The organism is Methylosinus sp. RM1 (assembly GCF_011378635.1).
GTDB lineage: Bacteria > Pseudomonadota > Alphaproteobacteria > Rhizobiales > Beijerinckiaceae > Methylosinus > Methylosinus sporium.
Window position 1 is genome coordinate 13,948 of the sequence record NZ_WOVC01000031.1, and the last position, 22,380, is coordinate 36,327.

15 protein-coding genes are annotated in these 22,380 nt (G+C 67.6%); 6 read left to right on the top strand and 9 right to left on the bottom strand.

All coding sequences use genetic code 11. From position 1 onward, the window contains the following. Nucleotides 1–249 precede the first annotated feature (249 nt). Genes FMZ75_RS16940 through FMZ75_RS16965 form a run of 6 tightly spaced genes read left to right on the top strand, consistent with a single transcriptional unit; the run spans nt 250 to nt 4,890 of the window. The gene (locus tag FMZ75_RS16940; RefSeq protein ID WP_142863679.1) at nt 250–1,341 is read left to right on the top strand and encodes an ABC transporter substrate-binding protein; all 1,092 of its coding nucleotides are present in this window, start codon (nt 250–252) and stop codon (nt 1,339–1,341) included. Then, on the top strand, nt 1,338–2,393 hold the full coding sequence (locus tag FMZ75_RS16945; protein WP_166144457.1) for an iron ABC transporter permease: 1,056 nt from the start codon (nt 1,338–1,340) through the stop codon (nt 2,391–2,393). Before FMZ75_RS16940 ends, FMZ75_RS16945 begins: the two co-directional genes overlap by 4 nt. Next, nucleotides 2,390–3,145, top strand: coding sequence for an ABC transporter ATP-binding protein (locus FMZ75_RS16950; protein ID WP_108918221.1), 756 nt, complete (start codon nt 2,390–2,392; stop codon nt 3,143–3,145). The genes FMZ75_RS16945 and FMZ75_RS16950 overlap by 4 nt, the downstream gene beginning before the upstream one ends. Then, nucleotides 3,142–3,759 (top strand): hypothetical protein, encoded by a 618-nt coding sequence (locus FMZ75_RS16955; protein WP_166144460.1) that lies wholly within the window; start codon nt 3,142–3,144, stop codon nt 3,757–3,759. The genes FMZ75_RS16950 and FMZ75_RS16955 overlap by 4 nt, the downstream gene beginning before the upstream one ends. After that, on the top strand, nt 3,756–4,361 hold the full coding sequence (locus FMZ75_RS16960; RefSeq protein WP_142863683.1) for a hypothetical protein: 606 nt from the start codon (nt 3,756–3,758) through the stop codon (nt 4,359–4,361). The genes FMZ75_RS16955 and FMZ75_RS16960 overlap by 4 nt, the downstream gene beginning before the upstream one ends. Before the next feature lie 4 nt (nt 4,362–4,365). Further along, a complete protein-coding gene (locus tag FMZ75_RS16965) occupies nt 4,366–4,890 on the top strand; it encodes a hypothetical protein (RefSeq protein ID WP_166144463.1) in 525 nt (174 codons plus the stop codon). Nucleotides 4,891–4,966: 76 nt separating this feature from the next. Here the strand turns inward: FMZ75_RS16965 and FMZ75_RS16970 are convergent, their stop codons facing one another. The 9 genes from FMZ75_RS16970 to FMZ75_RS17010 all read right to left on the bottom strand — a co-directional run bounded on the left by FMZ75_RS16970 (nt 4,967) and on the right by FMZ75_RS17010 (nt 22,379). Next, nucleotides 4,967–7,156, bottom strand: a complete 2,190-nt coding sequence (locus FMZ75_RS16970; RefSeq protein WP_166144466.1) for a TonB-dependent receptor — start codon at nt 7,154–7,156, stop codon at nt 4,967–4,969. Between the two features lie 179 nt (nt 7,157–7,335). Then, entirely contained in the window at nt 7,336–8,106 is a 771-nt protein-coding gene (gene dhbA / locus FMZ75_RS16975) for a 2,3-dihydro-2,3-dihydroxybenzoate dehydrogenase (RefSeq protein WP_246729036.1), read from the bottom strand. Nucleotides 8,107–8,134: 28 nt separating this feature from the next. Then, on the bottom strand, nt 8,135–9,004 hold the full coding sequence (locus FMZ75_RS16980) for an isochorismatase family protein (protein WP_166144469.1): 870 nt from the start codon (nt 9,002–9,004) through the stop codon (nt 8,135–8,137). 20 nt (nt 9,005–9,024) lie between these two features. Beyond that, nucleotides 9,025–10,641, bottom strand: coding sequence for a (2,3-dihydroxybenzoyl)adenylate synthase (locus FMZ75_RS16985; protein ID WP_166144472.1), 1,617 nt, complete (start codon nt 10,639–10,641; stop codon nt 9,025–9,027). Next, nucleotides 10,638–11,825: an isochorismate synthase MenF gene (locus FMZ75_RS16990; protein ID WP_166144474.1), complete on the bottom strand. Its 1,188-nt coding sequence runs from the start codon at nt 11,823–11,825 to the stop codon at nt 10,638–10,640. The genes FMZ75_RS16985 and FMZ75_RS16990 overlap by 4 nt, the downstream gene beginning before the upstream one ends. Nucleotides 11,826–11,949: 124 nt before the next feature. After that, nucleotides 11,950–13,230 carry an enterobactin transporter EntS gene (entS, locus tag FMZ75_RS16995; protein WP_166144477.1) on the bottom strand — a complete coding sequence of 427 codons (1,281 nt, stop codon included), beginning with the start codon at nt 13,228–13,230 and terminating at the stop codon, nt 11,950–11,952. A gap of 47 nt (nt 13,231–13,277) precedes the next feature. Further along, the gene (locus tag FMZ75_RS17000; protein ID WP_370464739.1) at nt 13,278–20,450 is read right to left on the bottom strand and encodes an amino acid adenylation domain-containing protein; all 7,173 of its coding nucleotides are present in this window, start codon (nt 20,448–20,450) and stop codon (nt 13,278–13,280) included. 62 nt (nt 20,451–20,512) lie between these two features. Beyond that, nucleotides 20,513–20,725, bottom strand: coding sequence for an MbtH family protein (locus FMZ75_RS17005; RefSeq protein ID WP_108918238.1), 213 nt, complete (start codon nt 20,723–20,725; stop codon nt 20,513–20,515). Then, nucleotides 20,718–22,379, bottom strand: coding sequence for a PepSY domain-containing protein (locus FMZ75_RS17010; RefSeq protein WP_166144480.1), 1,662 nt, complete (start codon nt 22,377–22,379; stop codon nt 20,718–20,720). The genes FMZ75_RS17005 and FMZ75_RS17010 overlap by 8 nt, the downstream gene beginning before the upstream one ends. Nucleotide 22,380 lies beyond the last annotated feature (1 nt).

Genomic DNA, 22,380 nt, shown 5'->3' on the forward strand with positions numbered 1-22,380 from the left:
CTCTGGCGGCGCCGTCCTCGCCCGGCGACAGATCGCCGGGCGAAACAGCTCGACTGATGGACGACCTCATTGCAATCGCGCAACGCCTCGAAGCGCGCCGAGACCTTCGCTCCGCCGATATTGCAACAGTTCCAACGACCGCGCGATTCTATTGACTTGAAACGCCGGCTCCATGAGCTTGGCGAACGGAACGGGTGATCGCTCTGCGATCTCGCGAAAGCTCCAGAAGCGCGCGCTTGCGAGGCAAACATGATTTGGGCGGAATTTCTCGGCGTCGCGGCCCTGCTCATCGGCTGCGCCGCGCCTCTGCGCGCGCAGGCGAGCTGCTTCGACGATCTCACGGCGCGGCAGGTCTGTCTGGACCGTCCGGCCGAACGCGTCGTCACCATTCCAATGCCTTCCGCCTCCACATTCATCGCCGTGGACGGCGCGGCGCAGCGGCTCGTCGGAATGCATCCCGCCTCGAAGCGCGCGATCGACGAAGGGCTGCTCGGACGCATATTCCCGCAGGCGCGCGCGATCGACGCATCGATCGCGGGAGCGGGTTCCGACGGATTCATGCCCAATGTCGAGACGCTCGCTCGGCTCGACCCGGACATCGTGGTGCAATGGGGCGATCGCGGCGACGACATCGTCGGTCCCTTGCGCAACGCCGGCCTCACGGCGGCGCTGCTGCGCTATGGGACAGAGCCGTTCGCGCGCGGCAATCTCACGCTGATGGGCGACATCGCCGGCAAGCCGGAGCGCGCGAAGGCGCTCATCGCCTGGCGAGACGCGACGATCGCCGATATAGAGAAGGCGGCGCGCGACATCCGCGACGGAAGACGCCTGAAGGTCGTCTTTCTGCAGCGCGCCGCGAGCGGTCTCGCGGCCGCCGGCGCGAACAGCTACAACGACTTCTGCATCCGCCTGGTCGGCGGCGTGAACGCCGCGGCCGAGCTCGTGGGCGCGGGCGCGGTCAATGCGGAGCAGATCGCGCAATGGGATCCGGATGTGATCCTGCTCAATAGCTTCGAGGAGCAGCTCGCGCCCGCGCGCATCTATGACGACGCGATCTTGTCGGCGACGCGCGCCGCGCGCGAGCGGCGCGTCTACAAAATGCCGATCGGCGGCTATCGCTGGGATCCGCCGAGCCAGGAGAGCCCGCTGACCTGGATGTGGCTCGCGGATATCCTTTATCCAGGGGCGTTCCACTTTGATTTGCGCGCCGAGATCGCGCGCGCCTATCGCCTGCTCTACGGATTCTCGCCGTCCGACTCGGACATGGACGAGATATTGCGCATTCGCACGAATGGCGACGCGCGCCATTACGAGCGCTTCGCCACGAGCGCGACGCGATGAGCCTCGCGACCACGACCGACGAGACGCCACAGAGACGCGCGATTCCGCGCTGGGCCGGCGCGCTCGCCATCCTCACGCTGCTTCTCGCGGCTGCGCTGACCGCGCTCTGCGTCGGACGCTTCCAGATCGCGCCGCAGAAGGCCATCGCCATATTGCTGTCTCGCGTCGCGCCCCTATCCGCGGATTGGAGCGTGATGGACGAGCGCATCATTCTTCTCGTGCGCGCGCCGCGCGTGCTGCTCGCCGCGCTCTGCGGAGCGGGGCTCGCGGCCGGCGGCGCCGCGCTTCAGGGCGTATTCCGCAATCCGCTCGTCGCGCCGCAAATTCTCGGCGTTTCGCCGGGCGCGGCCTTCGGCGGCGCGCTCGCCATCTCGCTCGGCCTCGACGGATTCGCGCTCATCGGCGCGGCGTTCGGCTTCGGCGCCTTCGCGCTATTGCTGGTCGGATGCCTCGCGCGCGTCGACGGACGCAGCGACACTGTGATGCTGGTGCTGACCGGCGTCGTCATCGGCGCCCTATTCGCCGCATTGGTCTCTCTGCTGCAATTCGTCGCCGACCCCAACAGCTCGCTGCCGGCGATCATTTTCTGGCTGATGGGCAGCTTCTCGGCCGCGACCTGGGCGCGCGTCGGCGTCGCAGCGCCCGGCGTGCTCATCGGCATGGCGGCGCTGTGGCTGCTGCGCTTTCGCATCGATGTTCTCTCGCTCGGCGAGGAGGAGGCGCGCGCGCTCGGCCTGCCGGTCGAGCGTGACCGCTGGCTCGTCTTCGCCGCGGTCGCGCTGATCGAGGGCGCCGCCGTCGCCGTCGCCGGCGTGGTCGGTTGGGTCGGACTCGTCGTGCCGCACGCCGCGCGTCTGCTGGTCGGCGCGGATCAGCGCGCCCTGCTGCCGGTTTCGGCCGCGCTCGGCGCCGCCTATCTGCTCCTCGTCGATAGTCTGGCGCGCAGCGTCACCGCCGCGGAAATTCCGCTCGGCGTCATCACCGCGCTGATGGGCGCCCCAGCCTTCGCCGCCCTGCTCCGCCAGACGCGCCACAAGGAGCTCGGCGCATGATCGGCCTCGACAAGGCCGGCGTGCGGCGGGGCCCCCGCTGGATATTCAGCGACGTCTCCTTCCGGCTCGAGACGGGCCGCATTCTCGCCGTGCTCGGCCCGAACGGACGCGGCAAGACCACGCTCATCAAGGCGCTCGCAGGCCTCGTTCCGCTTTCTGCGGGACGCCGCATCGCGCCGCCCGTCATCGGCTATGTGTCGCAGTCGATCGGCGCCGACATTCCCTATCGCGCGCTCGATGTCGTGGTGATGGGCCGAGCGCTCGGCCTCGGCCTGTTCGGCGCGCCTGGAGCCACCGATTATCGCGCCGCACACGCGGCGTTGGAGCTCGTCGGCGCCCGCGATTTCGCCGAACGGCCATTCGATCGTCTCTCCGGCGGCGAGCGGCAAATCGTGCTGCTCGCCCGCGCGCTCGCCACCGGCTCGCCCGCACTCGTCCTCGACGAGCCCGCCTCGGCGCTCGATCTCGCCAATCAGGATCGCCTGCTCCGTGTGCTGAAAGACGTGAAGCGCCAGGGACGCCACGCCATATTGTTCTCGACGCATCTGCCGCAACATGCGCTGAGCGTGTCCGACGAGGCGCTGCTCATGCTGAGCGCGTCGGAACATGCGATCGGGCCGACGACGACGGCGCTGAACGAAGGCGATCTGACTCGACTCTATGGCCTGGCGGTGCGGCGCGTCACGCTCGACCTCGACGGGAGCGCGCCCATCGACACCGTCGTGCCGCTCTTCGCTGGAGCCGCGCCATGACCAACGCCGGAGGCGAAATTCTGCTCGTGCTGAGCGGCGACGGGCCGGCGCCCAAATCTTTCGACGCGCCGCTCGCTTCGGGCGCGCTCGCCTGCGTGCGGCAGACGGAGCTCGCCGACGCCCGCCTATCGGCGGCGCGCGGCGTCGTCACGACGATGCATCTCGACCAGATCGAGTTCGCGCGCCGCGCCGAGGCGCTCGAGACTTTCTTCGATCGGGGCGGACGAATGGCCTTCATGGGCCATCTCGCGCGGCCCTTCCTGCCGGAGCTCTCGCCTTTCGTTCCGCTCGGCGCCGGGCGCCGCGACGATTTCGCACTGGTCGCGCTCGGCGATCATTTCGTCTTCGACGGCCTCGACCGCGCGCGGTTGGAGACGCGGCGCGGCGTCGCCGGCTTCTACGGCCGCGGACACGCGCCGATCCCGCCCGGCGGCCGCGCGCTCACCGGGGTCGGCCCGCAGGCGGCGCCGATCGATTGGATCTGGGAGCGGCCCGCAGGCGGCGCGATTCTGATGCACGCGGGCAATGATCTCTGGGCCGTCTGCGACGAGCCGAGCGTCAATGCCGCGCTGGCCGAGCGCATCGTCGCCTGGTGCGCGGGAGCGACGGCATGAATCGCATTCTCGCCATTCATCCAGGCGCGGCCTATCACTGCGAAACTCTGGAGGCGCCGCGCTATGCGCATCTCTTCGACGCGCTCGCCCGGCCGGAGGAACTCGGCGTCGTCGATCTGACGCGCTTCGACATCGTTCTCGCGCCATGCCGAACGCCCGCGAGCCGGCTCGCGCCGCATCGCGCGCGTCTCGACGCCTATCTGGACGCCGGCGGCGCGATCGTGGCTATGGGCGAGACCGATCAGCATTTGTGGCTGCCATCGATCCGCTTCACCAGCGTTCCGACCAATTATTGGTGGTGGCTCGAGCCCGGCGCGAGCCTCGGCCTGTCGATCGCCGATCCTGCCCATCCGCTGTTCGCGCGCATCGGCGCGAGCGATATCGCCTGGCATTTGCACGGCGTCTTCGCGCCGCCAGAAGGCGCGCGCTCGCTCATCGACGACGCCGAAGGACGCTCTGTTCTCTACGTCGATGCGGCGACGACGAAGGGGCGCATTCTGGCGACGAGCCTCGATCCTTTCTATCACCACGGATCGCATTTCATGCCGGCGGCGACACGCTTTCTCGATGGCTTCCTGCCCTGGCTGAAAGAGGAGTTCTGAACCGATGACCGATGATACGCTGACGGTGCTCGATCACGGCGAACCGATCGCGATCTCCTTTGCGGATATTCTCAAATATCATGGGCGCAGCTTCATCGGCGGCGCGGCGCATGGCTTCAAGGCGATGCAGCGCGCCTTTCCGCTGCTCTGCGCCGACGGTCGGCCGGAGCGCTACGAGCTGACGATCGCCACCGCCTTTCCGGGTCCTGGCGGCCGCGACGCGATCGAGATGACGACCCGCGCCTTCACCGGCGGACGCTACACGGTGGATATCGACCTCGGCGACCCGGACGTCATCGAGAGTCCGCGCGGCCGCTACTTCTTCCGCTTCTCTTATCGCGATGCGAGCGTCGACGTGACATTGCGCGAGGGCGTGGTGCGCACGGAATTCATCGAGCTCTCCCGCCGCGGCGCCGCGACGCCGCAGGAAAGAGAGCGGCTCGAATGGCTGAAGCAAGACATGGCCGAACGCCTGATGAACCTGCCTCCGGAAGAGGCCTATGACGCGGCGGCGCGCGCAATTTTGTGATCGACTCGGGACAAAGCGAGGTCAAAAAAGAAGGCGGGCCCGACGACCCGCCTTCTTTCGTTCGGTCGGTCTCTTTTTAGAATTCATGCGTGAGCTTGATCACGAAATTGCGTCCGGGCTCGAGCAGAGGATTCGTGACGCTGCGGCCATAGGAGACATTGGCGAAAGTCGCAGCGTCCACATAAGCCGTGTCGAATACGTTCTCGAGGCCGATGCTGAGCCTCGTGTCGCCGAGCCGCGGCGAGACCAGCACGCCGAGATCGACGCTCGAATAAAGATTCAGCGTCACATAGCCCGACGTCCTATATTCCTGCGTCGTGTCGATGCGCGTCTTGGCGGCGGCGGCGTTGAGGACCGCCTGCAGCGAATAGCCGGCTCCGGGCGGCGCGATCTGAGCGCCGAAGCGCGCGCGGAACGGCGCGATATAAGGCAGGGGCCGCCCGGTCGTCGTATTCGTGCCTTCGAGCACGGTGAAATTACCGAAGAAGCCGAGCTCCGGTGTCGCTTGCCAGCGTCCTTCGAGCTCCACGCCGTCGATCTCGGCGCGGCCGACATTCTGGCTCTGCGTGTAGGTGGACGCGCCCATATATGTCACCGACTGCGTTTGCAGGAGGTTTTGATAGACGCTGTGGAATCCCGTGATGCTCGCCGTCGCCTCCGCGACATGGAGCCGAAGACCGCCTTCATAGGTCACGCCGGTCTCCGGCTGCAGATTGGGATTGGGCAATGAGGTGGCCGTCGAATTGAACAGCTCGGAGTTGGTGGGGTGGCGGAAGGCCGTGGAGACATTGCCGACGACGTCGAGAGCGGGCGTGACGCGCAGCACGGCGCCGATGCTGCCCGTCGGCGCCAGCCGATCGGTGTCGCTATTGGCGATATAGGCGGGCAGCAGCGCGGAGGAGGCCAGCGGCGACAGACGCGTGCGCGTGTTGAAGTAATCGAGCCGCCCCCCAGCGGAAATGGTGATCGCTTCGATGGGCGTCCATTCGTGCAGCATGAAAATGCCGCCATTCGTCTGGAACGACTCCGGCACGGATTGCGTGAGCGGCGAATATTTCAGCGCCGTCACCACGCCGTTGGACAGCGTCGCGGTGACAGAAGTTCCGAGACTGCCGGGACGCCGCTCGTAGAAGGCGTCGCCGCCGAATTTCGAGACCACCGAGCCCAGGCGGTCGATCGACCAGGGCGCGACGGCGAGCACGCGTCCGCCGAAAACGATCGGCCCGATCACATGGCTGTCCGAAAATACCGTCTGCCGCGCGCTGGTCGTGTTGATCGTCGCGAGATGCGTGTCGAAATAGTTCACATAGGCGGACGCTTCGACATGGGAAATGAGGCCGCCGGCGAAATCGCCGGAATAAGAGAGACGGCCCATCAGCAGCTCATTGGGGCTCTGCCGCACATTGAGGAACGGATATCCCGGCGCGCCGCCGACGCCGCCGGCGCGCCCGTCGGTCTCGACATAGCCGCGGAAGCTCGCCTCGAAATGCTGATCCGCAGTCGGCGAATAGCCGAGCGTGAAATTGCCGCCGATGCTCCGATAATCGCCATTGCGCGCTTCCCCCATCGGCGTCTGGTAAGAGAGCCCATTGCGCCCCGCCAATCCGCCCCGCACGGAGAATCCGTCGCCGGCGCCCTCGACCCATCCATAGCTATTGAGCGAGGTCGCCGCGCTTCCATAGCCGAAGGAGGCGCCGCCGCGTCGGAATTGGAACGGCCCTTCGACATTGCTCGACGTCCGTCTGGTGACGACATTCACGAGGCCGGTGAGCGCGTCGCTGCCATAGAGCACGGAAGCCGGCCCGCGGATCACCTCGACCTGCTCTATCTCCTCCGGCGCGAAATAATTCAGCTGCAGCGTGTTGCGTCCATGCAGGCGATCGCCGTCGACATAGAGCGGAGAGCGCATGGTGTTGGAGCTGAACCCGCGCAGATAGATTTGTCCGCCGATTCCGCCGGCGCGGGCGATGGCGACGCCCGGCGCCTGCGCGAGTATCTCCATCAGACCCGTCGGGTTGGTGAGCTCGATCTGCTGCCGATCGACGACGGAGATCGTCTGCGTGATCTGCTTCAGGCTCTGCGCCTCTGCAGGCGCCGGCCCCATAGGACCGACGATCGCCTTTCGCGATTTTCCACCGCCGTCTCTCGCCGGCTGCGCCGAAATATCGATCACAGGCAAAGCCTCCTGCGCCATAGCCGAGGCGGAGGCGAGCGACAGCAGAGCCGCCGTCACGGCTGTCGAGGACACTCGAATAGAGCGCGACATGAGATCTCCTTGCTCAACTGAATCTGATAGCGACGATTACGTGCCGCAGAGGAGTCGAACAAGTTCAGTGGCGTGTAATCATTCCAGCAAAGGCCCATATCTCCCGTCGATTGGAAATGTTCGCACATATTTGCGCTTCAGGCGTGTAATCCGAGCGCGCCGCGCGCGACTTCGAGACTCTATGCCGTCAATGCGGCGCCGCCGTCGACGACAATATCCTGCATGACGATGTGGCTCGCGAGATCCGACGCCAGAAAGGCGATGACATTGGCGATCTCCTGCGGCGTCGCGATCTTGCCGAGCGGAACGCCGAGCTTGAAAGTCTCGGGATTGCCGGCGATGACGCGCTGCTCGGCGTCCGGCGTGCGCCACATTGAGCGCTGCATGGGCGTGTCGGTCGAACCGGGAGAGACGAGATTGCATCGCACCCCATAGGGCGCCAGCTCCAGCGCGACGCAATGCGTCAGGCTGGCGAGCGCAGCCTTGGAGGCGCAATAGGCCGCCATCGACAGACGTGGAACATGCGCCGCATTGGAGCCGACTATAACCACCGCGCCGGAGCGCTGGCGCTTGAATTGCGCGATCGTGTGGCGGAGCAGATGAAAGGCGCCAGACACATTGACGTCGAAAGAGGCGCGCCAATCCTCGAGGCTCACCTCCTCCGTCGCGCCGAGCCGCAATATCCCCGCCGCGTTGACGAGCACATCCAGCCGCCCGCATTCGTCCAGCAGTTGCGCGCAGACGCGCTCCGCCTGCGCGTGATCGGCGATATCGACGACCAGCGTGCGAAAAGGATAGCGCGCTTCGGCGAATGCTCTGTCCAGCCCGACGACATTCGCGCCGAGCGCGACGAATGTCGTCGCAGCGCAAAAACCGATCCCCTGCCCCGCGCCCGTGACCCAGACGCGCTTGCCCGTGAAATCCATCTGCAGACCCAGCGCCGAATTCATCTCGCGCCTCCTTTCCCGACGATGATCGTCACGCCGCAGAGAGCTTGCGTTCGATCAGCGCCCACCAGCCTTCGAGCGTCGGATTGTCGGCGAGGTCGACGAAGCCGACATCGACGCCGAGCTTGCGCCATTCCGTCACCAGCGTCATGACGCGTACCGAATCGAGACCGTAATTGATTAGATTTTCATTGGGATCGAAAATCTCCCCATCGAGGGAAATGAGCGTTCGCACGCGCGCCTCCACCGCTGCGCGCGTCAGGGGCGGCGCGGGCGCGCGGATCAACGCATCCGTTCCGACGACGCCGCCGCAGCGGCCGGCGACATATCGCAAGGTCATGTCGTGGTCCTCCGGCGAAAAATCGGCGATGGCGTCGCCGACGACGAAGGTCTCGAAATCGCGCATGAAGGCGTCGAGCGCTGTCGCGAGGCATCCGATATGCCCATAGACGCCGCAAATCACCAGCTGATCGCGGCCCCAGTCCTTCATCATCTGCTCGAGCGGCGAACGCTGGAAGGCGCTGTAGCGCCATTTCACGAGCACCGTATCGTCGCTGTCAGGCGCCAGCGCCGCGGCTACGTCCTTCAGCTGCGGATGCGCGTTCAGGCCCGGCCCCCACATATCGTTCAGCAGGCCGCGATCCTTCGGGCTCTGGTCGATCGGCTGGGCCGTGTAGACGACCGGAACGCCGCGCGATTTGCAGAAGGCGCGCAGCGCCGCGATATTGGCGACGAGCTGCGCGACGAGCGGGCTCTCGTCGCCGAAGAAATGCAGGAAATAATCCTGCATGTCGTGAATGAGCAGCACGGCGCGCTCGGGCGCGAAGATCCAGCCGACCTTGTTCTTCGGGAAGTCCTCGGGCCGCGGCAGGGGATAGGTCGGAAGCCGGGGAATGGCCATTGTCGTTTCCTCTTCGAGTGTCAATGCGCCGGTCTGCTCGCGACGAGATCGCGCAGCGCGCGCTTGTCGATCTTGCCGGCGGCGGTGACCGGCAGCCGCTCGAGAAATTCGAATCGATCCGGCAGCTTGAATTCCGCGACGCCGAGCGCGCGCAAATGCTTGCGCAATGCGAGCGGCCGCACGTCGCCGCGCGCCACGACGCAGGCGCAGCTCTTCTCGCCCATCAGCGCGTCGGGCGTCGCGACCAGCGCGGCGTCGGCGATTTGGGCGTGGGTCAGCAGCAGATTCTCGAGCTCCTCGGCCGCGAATTTCTCGCCGCCGCGGTTGATCTGATCCTTCTTGCGCCCGACGACTTGAATATGTCCCGTTTCCGTCATGCGCACGAGATCGCCGGAGCGATAGAAGCCCTCGGCGTCGAAGGCGCGGGCGTTCTCCTCGGCGGCGCGATGATAGCCGCGGAATGTGTAAGGCCCGCGCGTCAGCAATTCGCCGATCTCGCCGGCGCCGACCGGCGCGCCCTGCGCATCGACGATCTTCACCTCATCGCCCTCGCACATGGGCCGACCCTGCGTCGTGAAGATCGTCTCCTCGTCATCGTCGAGGCGCGTATAGTTCACCAGCCCTTCGGCCATGCCGAACACTTGCTGCAGCCGGCAGCCGAGCGTCGCGGGAATGCGCCGCGCGACCGTTTCGGCGAGCCGCGCGCCGCCGACCTGCAGCAGGCGCAGGCTCGAAAGCGGCGCCTCATCGGCCGCGGCCTCCAGCCAGAGCATGGCGATCGGCGGCGCGACGGCGGCGATGTCGACGCCATGGCGGCGGATGAGATCGAAGCAGACGGACGGGCTCGGATCCGGCGCCAGCACGACCGTTCCGCCCATGTGAAACACGCCGAGCGCGCCCGGCGAGCTGAGCGGAAAATTATGCGGCGCCGGCAGCGCGCAGAGATAGCGGCTCCTCTCGGTCAGCCCGCAAATCTCCGCGCTGCGGCGCAGGCTGTAATAATAATCGTCATGCGTGCGCGGAATGAGCTTCGGCGCTCCCGTGCTGCCGCCCGACAATTGCAGAAAGGCGACCTCTCCCGGCGCGGAGCCGCGCAGCTCTCGCGCCGAGACGTCGTAGCGACGCACAGCGAACGGCGCGAGGCTTTCCGCATAAGACGTCTCGCCGAGAATCTGCACGACGCGCAGCGCCGGAATGGCGATCTGCAAGGCTTCGACATAAGCGCCATTGGCGAACAGCGGATGTCGCGCGCAAGCGATGAGCAGGGCGGGCCGTATCTGCTCGGCATAGGCCGAGAGCTCGAGGCGATTGTGGCTGAACAGCGCATTGACGGGCGCGACGCCGATTTTCAGCAGAGCGAAGAACACCGCGTAGAATTCCGCGACATTGGGGAGCTGCACGAGCGCCGTGTCGCCGGCGCGCAGGCCCTGGCGCGCAAAGCCTATGGCGAGGCTCGTCGACCAGGCGTCGAGCTCGGCGTAGCTGAAGCGACGCTCGCCGCAGATGATCGCCGTGGCGTCGGGCGCGATCTCCAGCCGCTTCGTGAGGAGAGCGGTCAGAGGCTCGCCGCGCCAATAGCCCTTCTCGCGATAGCGGCGCGCGAAATCTTCGGGCCAGGGAGTGAAATCGACGCTCATTGCGCGATCTCCCGCTCGACGCCGAAAGCGCGCAGCATGGTAGCGAGCTTGGCTTCGGTTTCCGCCCATTCGGCGCGCGGGTCGGAGGCCTCGACGATCCCCGCTCCGGCGAACAGGCGCACGACCATCTCGTTCACCGTGCCGCAACGAATGGCGATCGCCCATTCGCCGTCGCCGCTCTCATCGCACCAGCCGACGATTCCGGCGAAGAATCCGCGATCGAAAGGCTCGAGCCGCTCGATCAACATGCGCGCTTGCGCGGTCGGCGACCCGCATATGGCCGGCGTCGGATGCAGCAGGCTCGCGAGCTGCAGAACGGAGAGACGCCCGTCGGCGAGCTCGCCGGAGATAGCGGTGGAAAGATGCCACATGGTCGGCGTGCTCATCAGCGCCGGCTCGTCCGGAATGCGCAGCTCGGCGCAGAGCGGCTCGAGCAGACGGCGGATTTCGTCGATCACCAGCCTATGCTCGAAATTGTCCTTGCTCGATTGCAGGAGACAACGCCCGACGCGCGCATCCTCTTCCGGCTCTGCGACGCGCTTCGCCGAGCCCGCCAGCGGATTGGAGCGGATGGAGCCGCCGATCTTGCGGATCAGCAGTTCGGGGCTCGCGCCGAGCAGAACGCCGCCGTCGGGCAGAGGCGCGTGGAAATGATAGCCGGCGGGATTCTGGCGCCGCAGAATTTCGAGAATCGCGACGGCGTCGACGCGCTCGGCGAATTCGATCTCGAGAATGCGCGACAGCACCGCCTTGCGCGCATGGCCGTCACGAAAATTGGCGACGGCCTGGGCGACGGCCTCCTCGAAGCCGCTCTGTCCCGGCACGCTGCGATACCAGAGCGCGGGAACGCTGGCCTTCGCCGCTGGCGCGCTCGTCGCCATGCGCGGCGCGCTGATGCGATGCGTCTTCGGCGCGAAGAGGAAGGAGGGCTGACGCGAGTCGAAAGGGATCGCGCCGACGACGATCGGATGATCCTGTCCCGCGCGACGCGCTCTCGCCAGCGCCGCGTCGACCGCCGCCTGCAGAACGCTGTCTACGCCCCCGCCGCCGACGGCGGGCGTGCGTATTCGCTCGAAAACGCCATAGGCCTCTATGGCGAAATGGGGCGAGCTGAACAGAAACGACGGCTTTTCGGCCTGCGCCGAAATCTCTCTGGAAGGCCTTTCTGCGACAATCGCGTCCATCGGAACGCTCTCCTTTGTGGACGAATGAGATCGGTCGAGCGGGACGCGCGCTCCCAGCCGCGGCGGCAGGCGCCGTCGCGTCAGCGAAGAAGGCGGTTCCTCGTTTGGTTCTGAGCGTCGCGCCTCAGCCGGAGGGCGCGAGGCTCTGCTTTTCCTTTTCGATCGCCGCGCCCTCGGCGGCAGGTTCGGCCAGCGATCGGCGCAGCGCGCCGAAGGCCGCCGCCATCGGCAAGAAGGAGAGAAGAGCGGCGAGGCCGAAGACGCCCACCGCCGGCGCGGGTGGAAGTATCCCCCCGAGCAGGCCGAGCAGGAGCGCGCCGAGCGCGTCGCCAACGATGAATTGCGCGGTCCAGAGTCCGTTGACGCGCCCGCGCAGCCGGTCCGGCGTGTTCTTCTGCACCAGAGTGAATTGCAGCAGCGAGACGATGGAGCCGAGATAGCCGTAGACGACGAGGACGAGCAGCGCCGGAACCAGTCCGCCGACTGCGCCGAGCGCGGCCAACGCCGCGAATGCGGCCGCGGCGCAGGCGAGCAGAGCGAGGCCCGGACGCGCGAGGCGCGCGACGAAGCCGCTCGTCGTCGCGCCGAGAGTGGCGCCGAGCGGAACGGCGGAATACATGAGCCCCGCATCGGCCGGGCCGTCCCCATAGGCGCTCGCGAGCGCCGGAAACAGCACGCGCACGCCGTCGGCGAGGCTCGCCAGCGTCCCCACCGCGACCACGGCGCCGACGATGCGATTTTCGAAGAGATAGCGCACGCCCGAAAGAAGCGCGCGCGCCGGCGTCTCGGGGTTCCCGCCCTTGGGCGGCAGCGGCGGCAGGCGCATCAGCGGCGCCAGAGTCGCCAGCACGCCGGCCGCGGCGCAGGCGTAGGTCCAGCCGACGCCCGCCGACATGATGAGCAGCCCGCCGAGCGCCGGCGAGGCGACGCCGCCGAGCCGCATGGCGATCATGTTGAGCGCGCCGGCGGCGGCGAGATTTTCGCGCCCGACGATGGCCGGCGTCGCGGCGAGCAGCGCCGTCACGCCCAATGCGCTGAAGAAGCCGTCCCAGGCCGCGAGCGCATAGACGACGGCGAGCGAGGGCGAGGCCGCAAGCCCGTTGAGGGCGAGCGCGACAAAGCCGAGGCCGCAGGTTCCGCGCGCGAAGAGGATGAGCTTGCGGCGGTCGTGGCGATCCGCCAGCACCCCGCCGGCGAGGAGGCCGACGAAAGCCGCGACGCCGCCGAAAGCGACGACGAATCCGGCGGCGGCGGGTGAGCCGGTCAACTGCAGCGCCTGCACGGGAACCGCGACGGTGAGCAGGCCGAGCGCGAACAGCGACAGCGTCCGCGCCACGAACACGACGCGGAAATCGCGATTGTCCCGCAACAGGCTGAAATCGGTCAAAATGCGAGGTTGGGTCATGTTAGTCCGATCGCTGGAGAATCTGCAGAAGAAGCGTGCGAGAGAGCTCATTTGGGACCTCCCTTCGCGTCGATCGCGACGAGAATTTCGTTCAGCGCAGGGCCGAGCTCCCGCAGCATGCGCGGCGAAATGATTTCCGTGTGCGGACAATCGAAGGCGACGAAATTCAGCGCGCCGACATAGGGCCGCCAGGTCTCCTCGACGTCCATGCCCTCCGGCAAAGTGCGCAGCGCGACGAAGAGCGTCGCCTCGCCCTCGTAGCGAGGAGTCCTCGCGGAGGCGAGCAGCCGGACCGAGTCCTCGTAATTGGCCATGATATGGCCGAACATCTCGGCCTTCTCACGCGCGAGCGTCGAATCGAGCGCTTCTTGCGAGGCGTCCATGAACAGCGCCTTCTCGCGCTCGATCTCCTCTTCGCCTGCCGCGTCGAGCGGCTTGCTCCAATCCTGGATTTCCGAAGGATAGGTGTCGAGCAGGCCGAGAAAGGCGATCTCCTCCCCTTCGGCCGAAAGACGCGCCGCAATGGCCTGCGCCACGACGCCGCCGAGCGAATAGCCGAGCAGCCGATAGGGACCATGCGGCTGAATCTCGCGCAGCGTCGCGAGATGCCGGTCGCAGACCTCCTCCATATTGCGGCAGGAGGCGATCGGCCCCGAAGGCCGCGGCGATTGCAGCGCGATCACCGGCCAATCGCTGCGCAGATAGCGCGTCAGCACGCCGAATTGCCAGGAGAAGCCCGAGGCCGGATGGATGCAGACGAGCGGCGGCCCCTCGCCCGCGCGCAGCCGCAGCGTCTCGGCGAAGCCGGCGCGGCGATCCTCCTCGCGCCGCTCCGCGAATAATTCGCGCGCGAGGCTCTCGACGCTCGGCGCGGCCATCAGCTGGCCGACCGAGACGGAGACCTTCATCTCACGCTGAATATCCGCGGCGAGGCGCATCGCCAGCAGCGAATGGCCGCCAAGCGCGAAGAAATCATCGTCCGCGTCGAGCTGGTCGACGCCGAGCGCGCGAGCGAAGAGCTCGGCGAGCGCCATCTCGACGCCGGGCGTCGGCTTGCGGCCGTCGCGGCGCGGCGCAGCCTCCGGCTCCGGTAGCGCCTTGCGATCGAGCTTGCCGCTGGCGGAGAGCGGAAATTCCGGCACGCGCAAAATAGCGCTCGGCGTCATATGCGGCGGAAGCCTCTGCGCCACAGCGCGGCGCAGCGCCTCGACGTCGATCTCGGCGCCCGCGACCACATAGCCGACGAGCCGCCGCTCATCGGCGCCGGCGAGCCCACCCGCCGCGGAGGCTCGCGCGACGACCGCCGCCTGTTCCACGCCGGGCTGCTCGGCGAGGACGCTCTCGATCTCGCCGAGCTCTATGCGCTGGCCGCGAATCTTGATCTGATCGTCGCTGCGCCCGAGATAGTCGAGCGCGCCGTCCGGCCGCCGGCGGACGATATCCCCGGTGCGATACATTCGCTCGCCCACGGCCTGCGGATCGGCGACGAAGCGGCTCGCCGTCAGCGACGGCCGCCGCAGATAGCCCTCGGCGAGCTGGACGCCCGTCAGATAGAGATCGCCGGCGACGCCGATCGGCGTCTCCCGCAGCCAGGCGTCGAGCACGCGCACGCCCGTGTTCCAAACGGGCCTGCCGATCGGAACGCCCCTCGTCTCGAGGCCCGCGAGGCCCGCGAGGGCCGCGCCGAAGGCCGGCTGATAGGTCACATCCACGGCGGCCTCGGTCGGCCCATAGAGATTGTGCAGCGGCGCGCCGAACAGCGCCTCGAAATCCTCAGCCAGCTCCCGCGACAGCGCCTCGCCGCTGCAGAAGACGCGGCGCAGACTCTCGGCCTCGGCGGCGCGCGCGGCGTCGGTCGCCGACACGAAGGCCGCCAGCATGGAGGGAACGAAATGCAGCGTGGTGACGCGATGCGCGCGGATGAGCCGCAGAATCTCCGCCGGATCGCGATGCGCCTCCGGCGGCGCCATGACCAGAGCGGCGCCGGCCATCAGCGGCCAGAAGAATTCCCAGACGGAGACGTCGAAGCTCGACGGCGTCTTCTGCAACACGACATCATCGGCGCCGAGGCCATATTCGTGCTGCATCCACAGCAGCCGGTTGACGATGGCGCGATGCGAGACGACGACGCCCTTCGGCCGGCCTGTCGAACCAGAGGTGTAGATCACATAGGCCGGATCATCGGGCGTGACGGGAGAGACGAAATCCGCCTCCTCCGCTTCGTCGATCTGCGGCAAGCGGTCGAAGGCGAGCAGCGGCGCCAGCCCCTCGAACCGGCTTGCCGACGCCTCGTCCGTGACGATGAGGCGCGGCGCTCCGTCCTCGACCATGAAGTGGAGACGCTCGTCGGGATAGCTCGTATCGAGCGGCAAATAGGCGGCGCCGGCCTGCTGCGCCGCCATCAGCGCGATGGCGAGCCGCGCCGAGCGCGGCAATGCCACCGCGACGAGATCGCCGCGCCCGACCCCGGCCTCGGCGAGCGCGCGCGCCAATCGCGCGCCCCGCCGACGGAGCTGCGCATAGCTCAGCTCACTATCAGCGTCGATCAGCGCGGGCGCCTCGGGCGTGCGCCGCGCCTGCTCTTCGAGCAAGCCGCAGAGCGTCGCCGCCAGCGTCTCGACGCGCGTGTCATTGACGGCCGCGATCGTCTCCCGCTCGTCCGGCGTCAGCAGATCGAGCGAAGCGAGAGGCGTTTCCGGCGCGTCGACGAGCTGCTCGAGCAGTCGGACGATGCGGCGGCCGAGACGCTCCGGCTCGACGACGCCCTCGCGATATTCGAGCCGCAGCTCCAATTCACGACCGGGCAGCGCCATCAGCGTCAGCGGATAATGCGAATAGCTGCGATTGCGCGCGCCGACGAGGCGCAGGCCAGCGAAATCCTGCGCATAGAGACCCGCGTCCTCGGGATAATTCTCGACGACGAGCAGCGTGTCGAACAGCGTCGAGGCGCCGGCGAGGCGCTGGATCTCGCCGAGGCCGAGCCCGTCATGCTCCATGAGGGCGATCTGCCGGCTCTGAAGCTCTGCGAGCTGCGCAGCGAGCGGCAGATCGGGCCGCAGGCGCACACGCACGGGCAGCGTGTTGGTGAAGAGCCCGACATGCGCGTCGAGCCCGGCCTCCGCCTCCGAGCGGCCGGAAACCGGCGCGCCGAAAACGACGTCGCTGCGCCCCGTCATCGCGCCGAGAAAGGCCGCGAATACGCCCTGCAGCAGAGTGGCGAGAGTCGATCCGCGCCGGCGTCCGAACGCCTCCAGCTCCTTCGCCAGACCGGGCCGCAGAACGAGCGGCAATTCGCGCGTCTCGCCGAATGCGGCGGCGGGATCGAACAGCAAGGTCGGCGCGGCGCCGGCGAGCGCCTCCCGCCATGCGGCGCGGGCAGGCTCGGGGTCGCGCGCGGCGAGGCGGCGGACGACGCTCGGATAATCGGGAATGATCGGCGCGAGCGTGGCGCCGGCGTAGGCGGCGAGAAGATCGCTCAGCATCACGCCGGAGGACCAGCCGTCGCCGATGAGATGATGGCAGACGAGGAGAAGCACGTGGCGCTCTTCCGCCAGCCGAACCAGCACGGCGCGCGCCAGCATGCGGCGGCCGCCGCTCTCGGCGAGGAGGTCGCGGGCGAGCTCCTCGCGCTCGATTTTCTCGAGCGCGGCGGCCTGCTCCCGCGGACCAGGCTCCGCCAGCCGGCGCTCACTCCAGGGCCAGCGGCGCAGCGCCCCCTGCGGTCCCTCGACGAGCGGCAGCATCTGGAACGCTCTGCCCTGCTCGACGTCGAAAATCGCCGCGAGCTGCGGATGGCGGCGCAACAGCGCCTCGAGCGCGTCGCGCAGCCGACCGACATCGAGCGGCCCGTCGAGAGTGAAGCGCGAGACGGCGTTGTAGCGGCTCGCGCTCTCCCCGAGCCCGGCGTGGAACAGCAGCCCCTCTTGCAGCGGCAGCGCCGGCAGAACAGCCGCTAGCGCCCCATGGCGCGCCCGCAGCGCCTCGACCGTCGCAGCATCGACGCCGTCGTCGAGAAGAGTCCTCGCGTCCTGGTCGGCGCGGCGCAGCGCGGCCGCCATTGCGGCGATGTTGCGCCGCTCGAAGACGTCGCGCGGCCGCAGCCTATATCCGCGCTTGCGCAGCGCAGCGCAGAGGCCGATGGCGGAAATGCTATCGCCGCCGAGAAAGAAGAAATCATCCTGCGCTCCGACCGTCTCGAGGCGAAGGACCTCGACGAATATTTCCGCGAGCAGCGTCTCCAGTCCGGGCGCCGGCGGGCGGGCCGTCGGCGCGTCCACGGACGGATCGGGCAGCGCCTTGCGATCCAGCTTGCCGCTCGCGCCGAGCGGGAAGGCCTCGAGCACGACAATGACGACCGGCGTCATATAGGCCGGCAGGCGACGCGCCAGAGCGGCGCGCAGCGCCTCTGGATCGAGCGCGCCCTCCGGCGTATCCGGCGTCACATAGGCGACGATCTGGCGCGCGTCGCCCTCCCCGGCCGCGGAGCCGAAGAGACGCGCGACTGCCGCCGCCCCGCCGACGCCGGGCTGCTCGAGGAGCGCGCTCTCGATCTCGCCCAATTCGATACGCTGGCCGCGGATTTTGAGCTGATCATCATTGCGGCCGAGAAAATCGAGAACGCCGTTCGGCAGCCAACGAGCGATGTCGCCGGTGCGATACATTCGTTCGCCGTCGCCGTCGGGATCGGCGACGAAGCGGCTCGCCGTGAGCGACGGCCGCCGCCAATAATATTGGGCGAGCTGCGCGCCGGTCAGATAGAGATCGCCGGCGACGCCGATCGGGACCGGACGCAGCCGCGCGTCCAGCACGCGCAAGCCGCAATTCCAGAGCGGGCGTCCGACCGGCACGCCGACGCCTTCCGCCGACGCCAGCGCCGCGCCGAAGGCCGGCTGATAAGTGACCTCCACCGTCGCCTCGGTCGGGCCGTAGACATTGTGCAGCGGGGCATGGAACATCCGCTCGAAAGCTTCGGCGAGCTCGCGCGACAGCGGCTCGCCGATGCAGAAGACGCGCCGCAGCGCGGTCTTTTCCGGCTCGGCGCCCGGCGTCGCGCGCGTGGCCGACACAAAGGCAGAGAGCAGCGAGGGTACGAAATTCAGCGTGGTGACGCCATGCTCACGAATGACGCGCAGCAATTCCGCCGGATCACGATCCACTTCCGGCGGCGCCATCACGAGGCGCGCGCCCGCCGTCAGCGGCCAGAAGAATTCGCCGACCGACACGTCGAAGCTGCACGGCGTCTTCTGCAGCACGACATCGTCGCTGGTGAGGCGATATTCGTGCTGCAGCCAGAGCAGGAGATTGACCACCGCCCCATGCTGCACGACGACGCCCTTCGGCCGTCCCGTCGAGCCCGACGTATAGATGACATAGGCCGCATCCTCCGGCGACGGCGAGACGACGCGCGCGGGCTGCGGATCCGCTTCCACGCCCGCGAGCGCGTCGAAGATCAGCACGGGGGCCATGGACTCGAAGCGCTCGCGCAGCGCGCTGTTGGTGACGATGAGCCGCGGCTCTGCGTCCTCGACCATGAACGCCAAGCGCTCGTCGGGATAGCTGGCGTCGAGCGGCAGATAGGCGGCGCCCGCTTCGAGCGCCGCCATCAGCGCCAGGCTCAGATGGACGGAACGCGGAAGCGCCACTGCGACGCGATCGCCGCGGATCACGCCGGCGGCGGCGAGGTCCCGCGCCAGCCGCGCGACTTCACGGCGCATGTCGCGATAGGACAGCGTGTGTCCGCCATCGATCAGGGCGGGCGCTTTCGGCGTGCGTTCGGCTTGCGCGTTCAAGAGGTCGCACAGCGAGACCCGCGGAATGGCGCGCCGCGTGTCATTGGCCGCCGCGATCAGCGCCGCTTCGCTCTTCGTCATGAGGGCGATCTCGCCGATCGGCGCGTCGGGGCTCTCGGCGAGCCGACGCGCGAAGCGCGCTAGCCGCTCCGCGTGCAGCTCCAGCTCTTGCTCCTTGTAGCGCTCGCCATTGGCGACGAGATCGACGATCAGCTCGCGCTCGGCGAGATAGAGGTCGAACTCGATATCCTCGACGGGACCCGACGCGAGCTGATGCGTGATCCCTTCGACCCCCGCGAAATCGAGTCGGTAGTCGAACATTTTGAAATTCAAAAGCGGTCCATAGAGCGGACGTCCCGAGCCGAGGAAGCCGAGATCGCGCCGCAGCTGCTCGGCCTCGTATCGCTGACGGCGACGCACCACATCCAATTCGCGCCCGAGCGCGGCGGCGACTTCGAGAAAGGACATATTCGCATCGATCGCGATCTGCAGCGGCAGCACATTCACCACCGGCCCCACCGCATGCAACGCCACTGAGCCCATGCGGCGCATGAAATGCGCGCCGACCGCGAGGCGCGCCGCGCCCGTCATGCAGCGCAGATAGACGACGACCGCCGCCATCGCCATCACGCCGACGGAGACGCGCCCGGCTTTCGCCTGCTCGGACAGCAGCGTCGTCGTATGCGCATCCAGCACGATCCGCTCGCGCCGCGGGAGCACGAATTTTCCCTCCGCCGGAGCCCGCCGCGTCGACAGGCGCAGAGGAGGCGGCAGGTCGCGCGCGTGCTCCGCCCAAAATCGCCGATCGGCGGATTGCGCAGGCGAGCCGTCATAGGCCGCATATTCCTTCACCACCTCGGCGAAGGAGACGAAAGGCGATGGAGACGGCCCGAGCCCACGGCGCAGCGCGGAGTAGATTTCGCTGACGCGTCGCGCGATCGCCGTGAACCCGAAGCCGTCGACCGAGAGATGATGATAGCGTTGAAACCAGAACCAGCGCTCGGCGTCGCCGAGGCGAAACAGAATATGGCGGTAGAGCCGCGCGCCCTCCGCAATCGACGAGGGCGCCTCGAGATCGGCGCGCATCGTTCGCAGCGCGGCGCCGACGGGGTCGTTCTCGCCACGAAGATCGACGAGTTCCGGCTCCGGCAGATCGACCGCCTGCACGTCGCCCGGCACGATCTGCGCGGGGCCCTCCTCGGTCTCCACGAAGCGCGCATGGACGAGATCGGCCTCCGCGAGGCCGAGACGAACCGCGGCGCTGAAGCAGGCGACATCCAGCCTGCCGTTCAGCTCGACATATTGCGCGACGACATAGGCGTTGGATCCGGCGGAGAGCTGATCCGCCATCCATATGCCGGGCTGCGCCGCGACGAGCGGAAGCCTCTGCGCAGCCGTGCGCGGCCGCTCTGGAGCGATATCTATGAGCACGATTTCTCGTCCTTTGAAAAAATCGAATGGTCACACAACAGAAAATGTCGTGCGAAAAGCCGCTACGCCCCGGCCTCCGCGTGCGGGCGCATATCGATCCAATGGTCATCGACATATTGCGTGCATTGCTGGCGCGTCCCCGGACCGAAGACTCGGCGCCATCCTTTCGGATCGGCGGAAAAGTCGGGCCACAGGCTGTATTGCGCGCGGGAGTTGACGAGAACGACGAAGCTCAGCCGCTCATCATCGAAGGGATTGATTTGCGCGTCATCCATGGACGTCTCCATCTCCTGCGCCGATCGCCGCGGCGTGTTCATTCGAAGAAAGTGGAATTCGAAGGCCTCGGCTCCCCTCTCGCGGTCTACGCGCCGACCAGACGCTGTCGGCCGGTCCGAGTTCCGCGCGGCGCGCGGTGGCGCGCCCCAGAGCCGCAAAGCAGAGCGCGGCGCCGAAAGCGACGACGTCGACGCCCGCGCTCTCGGGATCTACGGCCGCCCAGGGCCCGAGGCCGGGCGCCGCCGATGCGGCCACGCTGGTGACGGGAAGCGCGAGAGCGCCGAGCGCCGCGGCATAGGCCAACTCTGCTCCGGCGCGCGCCGCGCCGCGCAGAAGCGCGAAGGCGAGAGCGCCGAAGAAGACCGCGTGATAAATTCCGCGTCGCCATGCGTCGACATCCTCGACATGGCCGTAGAGCCATTTGGTGGAGACGATGGCGACGGAGAGAGCGCAGACGCATCCGAGGCATACGCCGATCGACGCCGCCGCCATGAGGCGCGAGGCCGTCGTCTGGACGACCTGCTCCCCATGGCGGCGCGCGGTCCGCCGACGCGATTCGATCCACAAGAGATTGCCCGAATAGAACAGGAAAGCGCCGGCGAGGCCGAGAAAGAAATAGGCCCAGCGCACGGGCTCGCCGCCATAGCTGCCGAAATGCAGCGCGAAGAAAGGCGACACGGCGGCCGTCCAGCCGCTCTGCTTCTCGGGAAGATAATCGACATTGACGATTTCCGCGGTCGCGCCGCGCAGGACGGCGAAGCCGCCGCCGCGCGAGAGAAAGCGCGGGTCCTCTCCGATGACGCGCACCAGCGCGCCGCGTGCGCCGGCGTCGCGATAGTGCAGGCTGGCGGGCGAAAAATTCGGCGATGCCGAAGCGACGGCCGCAACCAATTCCGCGACCTTCTTCATCGGCGCCTTCTGCTCGTCGCGCTTCACTCCGGCGAAGGGGCCGGTCGAGCGCATGATGGTCGGCAGCCTGCCGTCGTAGACGGCATGATCCAACGCGTCGTAGATCGGCTCGTGCAGGCCGAACACGACGGCGGTCAGCGCAATGACGAGATGGAAGGGGAAGCTCGCGACGCCGACGAGATTATGCGCGTCCAGCCACATTCGCTTCAGATTCGCGGTGAGACGCAACGCCAGAAAATCCTTGGTCAGCGCAGGCAGAACCAGAATGAGGCCTGAGATGAGCGCAACGGCGTAGACGGCGCTCACGACGCCCATCACCGTCGTTCCCGTCTCGAGATCGAGGGGAAGGCCGGCGGTGCGATGGATCGCATCCACAAAGGCGCCGAGGCCCGAGACATTGGCGCGCTCGATGCGCGCCTCGCCATCGGCCCCGAGCGTCGCCGACCAGACGACATCGTCGCCGCGGCTCTTGCGCCAGCTCAGACGAGCCGGCTCGTTCGTCGTCGCGAGCCGGAGCGTGAAATCCTTGGCCGCCTCGGGCCGCGCCGCCAATGTCTTCTCGATGAGGCGATCGGCGGCCTCGATCGAAATCGATCCGCCAGCAGGCGGCGACGCCCAATGAGCGAGCGGCTCCGCGAAGATGGTGAGCGCGCCCGCGTAGAAGCAGATGAAGAGCAACATGCCGGTCACGATGCCGGTCCATGTGTGAACGCTCTTGTAGAGCCGCAAAATCTCGCCGCGCATT